8 protein-coding genes are annotated in these 12675 nt (G+C 63.0%); 6 read left to right on the forward strand and 2 right to left on the reverse strand.

The annotated features are described in order from the left end of the window. Positions 1 to 59: 59 nt before the first annotated feature. Positions 60 to 2747: an Rne/Rng family ribonuclease gene (locus GM909_RS03645; RefSeq protein WP_157014835.1), complete on the reverse strand. Its 2688-nt coding sequence runs from the start codon at positions 2745 to 2747 to the stop codon at positions 60 to 62. A 77-nt stretch (positions 2748 to 2824) separates the two neighbouring features. Between GM909_RS03645 and GM909_RS03650 the strand changes: the two genes are divergently transcribed. The 6 genes from GM909_RS03650 to GM909_RS03675 all read left to right on the forward strand — a co-directional run bounded on the left by GM909_RS03650 (position 2825) and on the right by GM909_RS03675 (position 11353). After that, entirely contained in the window at positions 2825 to 3316 is a 492-nt protein-coding gene (locus GM909_RS03650; RefSeq protein WP_157014836.1) for a hypothetical protein, read from the forward strand. A 129-nt stretch (positions 3317 to 3445) separates the two neighbouring features. Further along, a complete protein-coding gene (locus tag GM909_RS03655; protein ID WP_157014837.1) occupies positions 3446 to 4636 on the forward strand; it encodes an N-acetylmuramoyl-L-alanine amidase in 1191 nt (396 codons plus the stop codon). 206 nt (positions 4637 to 4842) lie between these two features. Next, the gene (locus GM909_RS03660; RefSeq protein WP_157014838.1) at positions 4843 to 7287 is read left to right on the forward strand and encodes a penicillin-binding protein 1A; all 2445 of its coding nucleotides are present in this window, start codon (positions 4843 to 4845) and stop codon (positions 7285 to 7287) included. 98 nt (positions 7288 to 7385) lie between these two features. Further along, positions 7386 to 8517, forward strand: a protein-coding gene (gene prfB, locus GM909_RS03665; protein ID WP_157014839.1) for a peptide chain release factor 2 whose coding sequence is annotated in 2 segments (ribosomal slippage) — positions 7386 to 7451 and positions 7453 to 8517 — 1131 coding nt in all. Because the reading frame shifts where the segments join, the coding sequence is not laid out codon by codon here. 510 nt (positions 8518 to 9027) lie between these two features. Beyond that, positions 9028 to 10341, forward strand: coding sequence for a salicylate synthase (locus GM909_RS03670; protein WP_198174114.1), 1314 nt, complete (start codon positions 9028 to 9030; stop codon positions 10339 to 10341). A gap of 178 nt (positions 10342 to 10519) precedes the next feature. Next, the gene (locus GM909_RS03675; protein WP_157014841.1) at positions 10520 to 11353 is read left to right on the forward strand and encodes a methyltransferase domain-containing protein; all 834 of its coding nucleotides are present in this window, start codon (positions 10520 to 10522) and stop codon (positions 11351 to 11353) included. Between the two features lie 8 nt (positions 11354 to 11361). Here the strand turns inward: GM909_RS03675 and GM909_RS03680 are convergent, their stop codons facing one another. Further along, the gene (locus tag GM909_RS03680; protein WP_235911617.1) at positions 11362 to 12636 is read right to left on the reverse strand and encodes a peptidoglycan DD-metalloendopeptidase family protein; all 1275 of its coding nucleotides are present in this window, start codon (positions 12634 to 12636) and stop codon (positions 11362 to 11364) included. Between the last annotated feature and the right edge of the window lie 39 nt (positions 12637 to 12675).

Below are 12675 nucleotides of genomic sequence, written 5' to 3' on the forward strand. Positions count from 1 at the left end.
GACAAAAGAAAACCGGGGCAAGCCCCGGTTTTCTCAGCGTAATTCGTATTTCGCGCGGATCAGAAGAAGCCCTTGCGCTGCCACCAGCCGCTGCGCTTCGGTTGGCTGGACTCGTCCTCTGCGACCTGTGCATCTTCTTCCACAGGTGCCGTGGAGGTGACGACAGGATCGGCCGGAACGGGCTCGGCGTCGGCCCGCTTGCGCCCGCGCCGCGGCTTCTTGGGGGGCTCCTGGACTGCCTCGCCTTCCGGCGTGGCGGCGGCATCGGACGCCTGAGGTACCGTGTCCGGCTCTGTGGGCTCTTCCGTCGGGGCCGCGTTGGCGACGTCCTCCTGAGGAGCTTCGCTGACGGCGGCTTCGTCGGCCGCTGTCTTCTTGCTGCGGCGGCGCGGCGCGCGCTTGGGCTTTTCCGCCTTGGCCTCGACCTCGACCACGCTCACCGGTGTCTCGGCGGCAGGCTGCTCCGCCTCGGCAGCCGCGGCTTCGTCCGTCGGCGCCGGCACTGCAGCTTCCGCAGAAGCCGGAGCCTCGGCGTCGGCATTGTCCGCGGCTTCCGCGGTCACGCCTTCGTCGCCCTTGCGGTTCTTGCGTCCGCCGCGCTTGCCGCGGCGGCGTTTCTTCTGCTCGGAGGAGTCCACCGTTTCTTCGTCCGCCGTAGCATCCTCGTCGGCCTTGTCGCCGGCTTCGGCGGCGACCGTCTCGTCGGATTGCGTCTGCTGGTCGGCTTCGACCTGGTCGCGATCGCGCCCGCCGCGCCGCCGGCGCCGTCTCTTGCGCTTGCGTCCGCGTCCGTCCTCGCCCTCGGCGTTCTCCTGCCCGGGCGCGGCGGAGGCATCGACCGGCTCCGTCTCCTCCTCCAGCGCTTCGCTCGGACCATCGAGCGGCGGAGTGGTGATCTCGACCGGGCGCTCCACGGGCGCGCCCTTCTGGATCACATAGTGCTGGTTGCCGACATTCTCGTCGGCCTCGATCGTGATCGTCAGGCCGAAGCGCGATTCCAGGTCGGCAATATTGGCCCGCTTGTTGTTGAGCACGTAGAGCGCCGTCGCCACCGGCGTGCGCACCGAGATATGAAAGCGCGCATCCTTGAGCAGATATTCCTCGATGGCCCGCATGACATGCAGCGCGATCGAGGAATCGGAGCGGATATGCCCGCTGCCGCCGCAATGCGGGCACGGCTTCATCGTCGATTCGAGCACGCTGGCGCGGATGCGCTGGCGCGACATTTCCAGGAGGCCGAAATGCGAGATGCGGCCGACCTGGATGCGCGCCCTGTCGTGCTTCAGATGGTCCTTGAGGCGTTTCTCGACAGCGCGGTTGTTGCGCTTTTCCTCCATATCGATGAAGTCGATGACGATCAGCCCGGCCAGGTCGCGCAGCCTGAGCTGGCGGGCGACTTCCTCCGCCGCCTCCAGATTGGTCTGCAGCGCCGTGTCCTCGATCGAGTGCTCCTTCGTCGAGCGCCCCGAATTGACGTCGATGGAAACCAGCGCCTCGGTCTGGTTGATGATGATGTAGCCGCCGGACTTCAACGTCACCTGCGGCTGCAGCATGCGGTCGAGTTGTGCCTCGATGCCCTGACGCGCGAAGATCGGCACGATGTCGCGGTAGGGCTGAACCACCTTGGCGTGGCTCGGCATCAGCATGCGCATGAAGTCCTTGGCTTCGCGGTAGCCTTCCTCGCCCGCCACCAGGATCTCGTCGATCTCCTTGTTGTAGAGATCGCGCACCGAACGCTTGATAAGGCTGCCTTCCTCGTAGACGAGCGTCGGGGCGGTCGATTCGAGGGTCAGGGTGCGGACATTTTCCCACAACCGCATGAGGTATTCGTAGTCGCGCTTGACCTCGGCCTTGGTGCGGTTGGCCCCGGCGGTGCGCAGGATGACGCCCATGCCCTGCGGCACTTCCAGGTCCTTGACCACCGACTTCAGCCGCTTGCGGTCCTGGGCGTTGGTGATCTTGCGCGAAATGCCGCCGCCGCGCGCCGTGTTCGGCATCAGGACGGAATAGCGTCCGGCAAGCGACAGATAGGTCGTCAGCGCGGCGCCCTTGTTGCCACGTTCCTCCTTGACCACCTGGACGAGCAGGATCTGCCGCCGCTTGACGACCTCCTGGATCTTGTACTGCTTGCGGTCGGACCTGCGCCGGTTGGGCACTTCCTCCAGCGCATCCTCCGCGCCGACCGATTCGACGTCATCGTCGTTCTCGTCGTCGCGGTCATTGGATTCTTCGTGCCCGTTCGCGGCCTCGTCCTTGTCCGAGACAGTGTTGTCAGAGACGGTGTCGGCCGCGACAGCCGCGGCCATGGTGACGGCGGGGCTGTCGTCGTCACTGTTGCTCGCGTCGTCGTCCGGCTGCGCCTGGGGGGCTGCATCCTTCTTCGAACGCCTGCGGCTGCTGGCCCGCTTGCGCCGGGGACTGGCCGCCTCGGCGTCGTCCTCGTCGTCCTCGCCCTTCGCATCTTCGGCCTCGGCGCGCAGCAGCGCCTGGCGGTCGGCGACCGGAATTTGGTAGTAGTCGGGATGAATCTCGCTGAAGGCCAGAAAACCGTGCCTGTTGCCTCCATATTCCACGAAGGCCGCCTGTAGCGACGGTTCCACCCGGGTGACCCGGGCCAGGTAGATGTTTCCCTTTAGCTGCTTCTTGTCTTGAGATTCAAAATCAAACTCTTCGATACGGTTACCGCGTGTAACGACAACGCGTGTCTCCTCCGGGTGGGAGGCGTCTATTAGCATTTTGTTTGGCATTACCGATTGTCTCCCCGGCAGCCGCCGTCTGCGTCGGGCGCTGGGAGGCGCACGTCCGCGGACGCAACGGAATATACGTGCCGGATGATTTTTTGTTCGCCAAGCGCTGTCCGGATGCGGAGGAATATCCGCCCGCTGCCATCACGGCGCGGGTGTTGTCGGATATTTCGCACGCTGTTCTCGGATTCATCGCGTTCCCGGCGAAGCCATTACACCAAAGCCCGGTCGAGCCGGACCAGCTTCATTTGCTCATTTTGAGCCGGCACGCCCCAACGGGTCGGCCGTTTCCTCACGCAAAGGCATTTCGCTTCGTAGGCGAAACCGCCTTGAAGAAATTCTTTCCGGCTACAAGTGCAGAGGAATACCGCCTGACTGTCGTGCCATTGTCTGTCCGCATTTCTGTCCCGGGGGTGTGGGGCGGGCAGCTTGGCGTGATTCCATGCGTTGAAGTAACCTTGGGTCGCTTTTATGATTTGCGTGCGCTATTGGCAACCCCGATTCCGATGCCGTCCAAATGGGCAGTGACAGGGGTAAGGGTTGGTAAACCATCGCAACTTACGATCCATTAACGATTTGCGCCGCTGCGTGTCGGAGCCTGTGGACGAGGGGATGAATTGAAGCGGGATCTCTACCGAGGGCATGTCTCGGGTCGCAATCCTCAGCATTCGCGCCGCGGTGAATCGTTTTGGCGCGCTGCGATGGCCTGCTTGCTGCTGGTCCTCGTCGTCATCGGCATGCACGTTCGCCCGGCGGCGGCCGACCCGCTTTCCGTGCATGCCTTTCGCATGGCCGGCGACGCCACGCGGATGCGGGTCGTGGTCGAGTTCGATCGCGAGCCTGATTTTCAGTGGTTTCTGCTGCGCGGACCGCACAGGCTGGTGGTCGATCTGCCCGAATCCAGCTTCGCCTTCGATTCAGAGGCGCTGGAGCCGCGCGGCCTGGTCTCCAATATCCGTTATGGCAAGCTTTATGACGGCCATTCGCGCATGATCCTGGAGGTCAAAGGCCCGTTTGCGGTCGAGCGCGTCGATATGCTGCGCAACGAGACGTCGCCTGGCTATCGGATGGTCGCCGACATCGTTGCGGCGTCGGAAGAGGCCTTCGAGGCGGCGCTGGCCGAGCAGGCGGCGCCGGCGGGCTCGGCGGTGAAGGCGCCCAAGGCGGGCAACCCGGAAGTGCCGGCCAAGACCGGCGACGACACGTTCACGCTGGTCATCGATCCCGGGCATGGCGGGATCGACGGCGGCGCCGAAGGGGTCAGCGGGACGCAGGAAAAGGACGTCACGTTGGCCTTCGCCCGCCAGCTGCGCGACGCGTTCAAGGACAAGCCTGGCATATCGGTGGTCATGACCCGCGACGGCGACCGGTTCCTGCGCCTTGACGAGAGGGTCAGGATCGCCCGCCAGGCTGGGGCGGACCTGTTTGTTTCGATCCATGCCGACACGATCCGGTACAAGGGCATCCGCGGGGCCACTGTCTACACCATCTCGGAGCGGGCGTCCGACGCGGTGGCCAAGGCGGCGGCCGATCGCGAGAACCTCGCCGATTCAGTCGCTGGTGTCGACGTCGCCGAGGACAATCGGCAGGTGGCCGACATTCTGGTCGACCTGATGCGCCGCGAGACCCATGGCTTTTCCGTCGGCTTCGCCCGCTCGCTCATCCGCGAGATGTCGGATACGGTCCAGTTGATCAAGAATCCCCACCGCTCGGCCGGATTCAGGGTGCTGAGGGCGCCGGATGTGCCCTCCGTTCTGGTCGAGCTCGGCTACCTCTCCAACAAGAAGGACGAGGCGCAGCTCCTTGACGCGGACTGGCGCGCCAGGGCGATCGACAGCATGGCGGCGGCGATCAGGCGTTTTGCCGGTCTACGGAATGGAGCAGGTGGATGAGGACGCGGGCCGCACCGCGGCGCCTCGTTGCATTTCGGGCACAGACGGGCTGTGATTCGTCTCGACCCGGCGCCGTGCGGGTTGTATGCCCCATTTTGCCCACATCCGGCGCGCACACAGCGGCCGGAACATGTGGCGTAGGGCCGGCGTCATGCCGGCATGTGCATGTATATTGACGGGACGCAACGGTTCCGGCGGGAGACGGCATGATTCGTTTGATTGGTTATTTCTTCGGCATCGGCATCATGCTTGCCCTGTTGGCGGCAGCAGCCGTCGGCATCTATGTCGGCAATCTGGCGGAGGAACTGCCGGACTACGAGGTGCTTGCCAATTACGAACCGCCAGTGACAACGCGCGTGCATGCCGCCGATGGCGCGCTGATGGCGGAATTCGCGCGCGAAAAGCGCCTCTACCTGCCGATCCAGGCGGTCCCCGATCGCGTCAAGGCGGCATTCCTTTCGGCCGAGGACAAGAACTTCTACCGCCATCCCGGCGTTGACGTGACCGGTTTGGTGCGCGCCGTTGTGACCAATTTGCAGAATATGGGCACCGGTCGCCGTCCGGTCGGCGCGTCGACGATCACCCAGCAGGTGGCGAAGAACTTCCTCCTGAGTTCGCAGCAGACCTATTCGCGCAAGATCCGCGAGATGATCCTCTCCTTCCGCATCGAGCAGGCCTATTCCAAGGATCGTATCTTCGAGCTCTATCTCAACGAGATCTATCTGGGGCTCGGCTCCTACGGTATCGCCGGTGCTGCGCTGGCCTATTATGACAAGTCGGTCAACGAGTTGACGGTGGCCGAAGCCGCCTATCTCGCCGCTCTGCCCAAGGCGCCGTCCAACTATCATCCCTTCCGTCATACGGAGCGCGCGATCAGCCGTCGCAACTGGGTGATCGACCAGATGGTCGCCAATGGATATGTCGATGCCGCCGAAGGCGAGAAGGCGAAGGCGACCGGCCTCGACGTCACGCCGCGGCGCGGCGGCAGCTACCTGTTTGCGGGCGATTATTTCACCGAGGACGTGCGCCGCGAGATCATCTCGCGCTATGGCGAGGACGCGCTTTACGAAGGCGGGCTGTCGGTGCGCACCACACTCGACCCGGAACTGCAGGTCATGGCGCGCAAGGCGTTGCAGAACGGCCTTATCCGTTACGACACGCTGCGCGGATTCCGCGAGCCGATCACGCAGATCGACATTTCGGGCGATTGGGGCATTCCGCTGGCCGAGGTTCCCGGATTGAGCGACGTGCCGGAATGGCAGGTCGCCGTCGTTCTGGACGCGTCCGGCGAGGGCCTGACCGTCGGCCTCAAGCCGGAGCGCGAGGTGTCCGGCGACATCTCCGATGAGCGCGAACAAGCCACCGTCGCGCTCGATGACATGAAATGGGCAATGCGCCATGTCGTGGATGGGCGGCTCGTCAAGGCGGGTTCGCCGGCGGAGGTGTTGCAACCCGGCGACGTGATCTATGTCGAAGAAGAAGACGACGGCGGCTGGCAGTTGCGCCAGGTGCCGGCGATCAATGGCGGCATGGTGGCAATGGACCCCCACACGGGGCGCGTGCTGGCCATGGTCGGAGGGTTCTCCTTTGCGGCATCGGAATTCAACCGTGCCAGCCAGGCCTACCGGCAGCCGGGATCCTCGTTCAAGCCATTCGTCTATGCCGCCGCACTCGACAACGGCTATACGCCGGCTTCGGTCGTCCTTGACGCGCCCATCGCGATCGAGGCGGGCGGCGAACTGTGGCAGCCGAAGAATTATGGCGGCAAATTCGCCGGGCCGTCGACGCTGCGCGCGGGCATCGAGCGATCGCGCAACCTCATGACGGTGCGGCTGGCCAACGATATGGGCATGGATCTCGTGGCCGAATATGCCGAGCGCTTCGGCATCTACGACAAGATGCCGCCGCTGATCGCCATGTCGCTTGGTTCCGGTGAGACCACGGTGATGCGCATGGTTGCCGGCTATTCGGTGTTCGCCAATGGCGGCCGCTCGATCAAGCCCTCGCTCATCGACCGCATCCAGGACCGCTACGGCAGGACGGTCTACAAGCATGACGAGCGCGGATGCGAGGGCTGCAATGCAGAGAGCTGGATGGATCAGCCGGAGCCTGAACTGATCGACAATTCCGAGCAGGTGCTCGATCCCATGACCGCCTACCAGATCACGTCGATGCTGCAGGGCGTCGTCCAGCGTGGCACGGCGGTTACCGTTTCCGAGCTCGGCCGTCCGATCGCCGGCAAGACCGGCACGACGAATGACGAGAAGGACGCCTGGTTCGTCGGCTTCACGCCTGATCTCGCCGTCGGCCTGTATCTGGGCTACGATCAGCCCAAACCGATGGGCAGGGGTTCGACGGGCGGTGGCCTCGCCGCTCCGGTGTTCAAGCAATTCATGGCCAACGCGCTGAAGGACATGCGGCCGGTCGACTTCCATGCGCCTGACGGCATGAAGATGATCGCCATCAACCGCAAGACGGGGATGCGCGCGTCGGAAGGCGAAGGCGGGGTCATCATGGAAGCCTTCAAGCCGGGCACCGGTCCGGCCGATACATATGCGGTCATCGGCAGTGAATTCGGGCTCTCGGCGGAAGAGCTGTCTCCCTCGGCCAGTCGCGCGATCAACACGGGCAGCGGCGGCGGTCTTTATTGAAGTCGCCGGCGATGTCCCTTTACAGCGTCGGACCGTCTCCCTATGGTCCGGCCGCGATTCTTCTGAACACCTCGAAAAGAAAGAGCAGGCTCACTGCCATGCGTACGGAAACCCAATATCTGGTCGACGAAATCAAGCAGGCCATAAGCCTGCTGAGGAGGCATCTTTGACTGGGATCAGGCCCTCAAACGTCTCGACTATTTGAACTTGCTCGCCGAGGACGGCGAGCTTTGGAACGATCCGCAGAAGGCCCAGGAACTGATGCGCGAGCGTCAGTCGCTCGAGGATTCCGTGGCAGCCATCAAGCGACTGGGCGCGGCGCTCGAAGACAATGTCGGTCTCATCGAGCTTGGCGAGGAAGAAGGCGACGACGCAGTCGTTGCCGATGCCGAAGCCGCCATTCGCTCGCTCAAGGGCGAGGTCGCCGCCCGCCAGATCGAAACCCTGCTTTCGGGCGAGGCGGACGCCAACGATACCTATCTTGAGGTGCATGCGGGCGCCGGCGGCACGGAGAGCCAGGACTGGGCCTCCATGCTCCTGCGCATGTATACGCGCTGGGCAGAGCGGCGGAAGTTCAAGGTCGAAGTGCTGGAGATGCACGACGGCGAGGAAGCCGGTATCAAGTCCGCGACGCTGCTGATCAAGGGCCACAACGCCTATGGCTGGCTGAAGACGGAATCGGGCGTGCACCGCCTGGTGCGCATTTCGCCCTATGACAGCAACGCCAGGCGGCACACCTCCTTCGCCAGCGTGTGGGTCTATCCGGTGATCGACGATTCGATCCAGATCGACGTGTCGGAATCCGATGTGCGCATCGACACCTATCGCGCGTCGGGCGCCGGCGGTCAGCACGTCAACACCACCGATTCCGCGGTGCGCATCACCCATCTTCCCACCGGCATCGTGGTCTCCTGCCAGCAGGAGCGCTCGCAGCACAAGAACCGCGCCAAGGCCTGGGACATGTTGCGCGCGCGGCTTTACGAGGACGAGCTCAAGAAGCGCGAGGAGGCGGCAAGCGCGACGGAGGCATCCAAGACCGATATCGGCTGGGGCCACCAGATTCGCTCCTATGTGCTGCAGCCCTATCAGTTGGTGAAGGACCTGCGCACGGGCGTCGAAAACACCAGCCCTTCAAACGTGCTCGACGGCGATCTCGACGAATTCATGGAAGCCTCCCTGTCGGCCCGCGTCGAAGGCGCGTCGGGCGAGGAAGTGGCGGATATCGAGTAGGCTGTTGCCACCATTCGGAGCGCTCGGCGCTTCATCGCATAGGCCCGAGAATCGGAATCGATTTTCGGAAAGCGCGATGCGTTTATTTTCCAAGTGACAGAGCATTCTTTGCGCATCCGAATGGATGCACGGCGCCCTGGCGGCCAAGTTCTGTGTCGTAGTCTACTTCTTCAATGAGAGAGCCGCGTATCTGATTGGCGGGCAGCAGGTGTCCGGTGGCAAGCATTTGTTGACGCTGCTACCATAGCGCGATATTATTTAGGTACTGATATTGCAGGTTGTTAGAGTTGGCTTGCAATCGCAGTGGCGAATATTCGTTCAATATGTTGGAGCATGTGCCTTTCGCTCAAACGGAATCGTTTGAGCGGGACATGCTCCAGGAGCGCCCTGGCACTTTGAATCTGGGCATCAAGTTTTCCGATGGTCGCTTCCGAGTACCGATCCTATACGCTCGGCTCTCCAGGATTGCGGTAGTCGGAATGGCTGTGTCTGCGAACCATGGAGCCTTTGATGCAAGAAACCCTTACTGTTCCGGTTGGAGACGTCTTGGGCCTCGTCGAGCGTATTCTGGGGCGGTATTCTGGCGAAGATTGCTACGCGTACGAACGGGAAGGTTGGTGGTATATCGGGATAGGGGCCCGGGCGCAGTTGTCGATCGATCCAACCGGCACCAAGGCCGCTGTGCACTCGAACGGCGAGAGGCGCTTCCAGGAATTGAACGGGCGGATGGCGGCTGTTGCTCGAGACTTCGTTGATCGTCACTTGCCGAAATGTCACCGGATGTTCGGACAGGTAGGGTTCAACTACGCGGCACATTCGAGGGGGCAGACGTTTCAGCCCGGACGATGGCCGCTTCTTGTCCTCATGGTACCAAAAAACGAGATCGTGATGTGCAATGGCGTCATGGTCGTTCGGGCGAGTGATGAAGATGCCGCAAAGGAACTGCGCGCAATGGCGCTCGGCACAGACCTTGACGCGAAGGCCGACCCCACGACCCTTCCGGTCAACTTGTCGGCGGACGAAGCCGACTATGAAGCGCGCGTGGCCCAGGCACTGGCTGAAATAGCCGAAGGTGCGTACGCCAAGATCATCATCTCGCGCGCAATCGAACTGGATGGCGCAATCAACCTGGCTTCGACACTGTGTCATGGCCGCAGGTTCAACTCGCCGGCGCGATCGTTTCTTTTCAAGCACGGTTGCTTCGAAGCGGTGGGGTTCAGTCCCGAGTTGGTGATGGCCGTCAAAGGAAGCCAGGTGTTCACGGAACCTCTGGCCGGGACACGCCGCCTCGCCGAACAAGGTGACGACAACGCGCGCCTGCGCCACGATCTGCAATCTGATGCGAAGGAGATTGTGGAGCATGTTCTCTCGGTCAAGGCGGCGGTAGAGGATGTGAGCGAGTTGTGCACCGCTGAAAGCGTGGTGATCGGTGATTTCATGTCCATACGTGAACGCGGCCGCGTTCAGCATCTGGGGTCGCGGGTGCAGGGAACGCTGGCTGAGGGAAAGGATGCCTGGGACGCTTTCGACATATTGTTCCCGGCGATCACTGCGTCCGGGATTCCCAAGCAGGCCGCACTTTCCGCCATCGGGCGATTGGAAGCCTCCCCGCGCGAACTCTACGCGGGTGCGGTCTTGTTCCTGGAAGAAGAGTCACGCTTGGAGGCCGCACTCGTATTACGATCCGTGTTCCAGGATCCGGTACGGCGGTGGATCCAGGCCGGCGCCGGGGTGATTGCCCAGTCGATGCCTGATCGGGAATTGACGGAAACCAAGGAGAAGTTGGGCAGTTTCACTCCTTTTCTCGTTGCCAGCCATCGCTAGAGCATGTCCCGCTCAAACGGAATCGTTTGAGCGGAAGGTACATGTTCCAGCATATTGATCTGGCACGCATATCTTTGCTTCAAACGTTTCCGTTTGAAGCGAATGCGCGCTAGCGCCGACACGCAATCGCAGCCAGCGCCCGTTGCGTGGCGGTGAATCTGCATTCGGGAGGTGACGCATGCAGAAGCAGGATCTCTACGCTTTGGGCTATCGGGCCGAAGAGCAGGTTCGCCTGCAGGCGCAGGCACGGCAATTGGCCGAGGAATCGCGCCTCCTGTTTGACCGGATACCGTTGAACGCCGGTAGCCGCGTCGTTGAGATCGGATGCGGCCCGCATGGATGCCTCGATATTCTGTCCGAGCGTGTCGGCGGTTCCGGTCAGGTGATCGGGGTCGAGCGCAACGAGGATGCGGTATCGCTGGCGAGGAACATGGTTCGTGACCGCGGGCTGGCGAATGTGGAGATTGTTCATCGTGATGGCCGCTCGACAGAATTGGAGAAGAATGCCTTTGACCTGGTGACATTGCGGCTCGTCTTGGTGAACGTCCCCAAGCCCGAGGAAATACTGTCGGAAGCCGTCGCTTTGGTGCGGCCGGGGGGATGGATCGCATTGCATGAGGCAGACTACCTGACCTTCATGTGCGATCCCCCTTCAGATGCATGGGCCAGGTACCTGGAATTGTTCTCGGATTACTGCAACAGAAATGGGATCGACCCGAACATCGGAAGGCGGGTGCCGCGATTGCTTCGCGAAACCGCGGGAATACACGATGTCGGCGTGCAGCCCATCATCCATGTCTATCCGCTGGGTCACGAACGCCGATTTATCGCATGCGAGTTTGCCGACAATATCTGCGAAAGGCTCATCGCAGCGTCAATGGTTACGAGAGAGGAGTTTGCCGCCTTGAGGAAGGAACTTCTCGATCATGTCTCCAGGCCGGAGACGCTGGTCGTTTCACATCTCTTTTTTCAGGTCTGGGGGCAGAAGCCTGGCGACCAGCCGGGAAACTGACCGTGCACCTACATCACCTGGCCGATGCGCTTTCCGGCCTTGAGGAAGGGCAGGGGATTGACCGCCGCGCCGTCCTTGCGCACCTCGTAATGCAGATGCGGGCCGGTCGAGCGCCCGCTGCTGCCGACCCGGCCGATCACGGTACCCGCTTCGACTTTCGCGCCTTTCTCGACGTTCAGGGCGCTGAGATGCGCATAGCGCGTGCTGAGCCCGTTTCCGTGATCGATCTCGATCAACCGGCCGTAACCCCCGGCCCAGCCCGCGCGCATCACCGTGCCGCCGGCGGCAGCCTTGACCGGGTGCCCGGAACGGCCGCGAAAATCGATGCCGCTGTGAAGAGCGGGACGGCCGAGGATCGGATCCTTGCGCATGCCGAAGCCGCTGGAAACGCTCATGCCGTCCGCCGGATTGGCCACCGGCGCCTTCTCGAGGGTGGCCTTGAGCCGGTCGAGTGTCGAAAGTGCCTCGTCGAGTTCGTCGACCTGATCGTCGAATTTCATCGGCGCTTCGGGCGCAATCAGCGGCCCGCCTGTGCCGGCCGCGCCATAGTCGTCGGCGACCGGTAGGCCGGCCGAGCGAAGGGCCTCGCCGATCGTCTCGGCCGTTGCATAGGCGTTCTGGGTCAGGCTGCGGATGCGCGCCATCTGGCGGTCCTCGATGCGGCGCAGCGACCGGCCGAGCTCCATGAACAGCGCGTCCGCCCGCTCGGCTTGCATGAGCGTCCGGTCTGCTTTCGGCGCCGCGTCGCCGAGCGCCGTCAGCCGGAGCTGCGAAGCACCCGTGATGCGCAGATCGAACCGGTCGAGCGATGGGACGTTGCCGGCCTGCAGATCCGGCCTTGCGCGAGGCAGGGGGGCCTCCTCAGGCAGCCTGGCGCCGGCAAAGTCGACCCTGTGGAGAAGCGGTTCGAGTTTCAGGTTGCGTCGCGACAGGCGTTCCTGCCGGTCGAGCAACTCGCTGACCTTGCCTTCCATCAATTGCTGATCGAGCAACTGGCGGCTGGTGACACGGTCGACCTGCGCCCTGAGCGCCGAGATGCGGTCCTCATAGGCCTGCTGCAGGCGCGCCTGTCGTGCGACGCTGGCGCCGATGAGGTCGTCGCGCAGGACCAGATAAGCGGTGGCCGAGAGATAGGCGATCGCCAGCGCGCAAAAAAGCGACCCGGCGACAGCCAGCATCCATGGCCGCAAGGTGAAATGCCGGATCGTGTCGCCACGCGCGATGATCACCGTGTGTGGCGGCTTCTTCGGTCCGAAAATGGCTGACGAGCGCGCAGTGCCCACGATCCAGCGACCCCCCGATGTCGCAATCAAACCTCGCTG

This window comes from Mesorhizobium xinjiangense, assembly GCF_009749525.1.
Taxonomy (GTDB): Bacteria; Pseudomonadota; Alphaproteobacteria; order Rhizobiales; family Rhizobiaceae; genus Mangrovimarina; species Mangrovimarina xinjiangensis.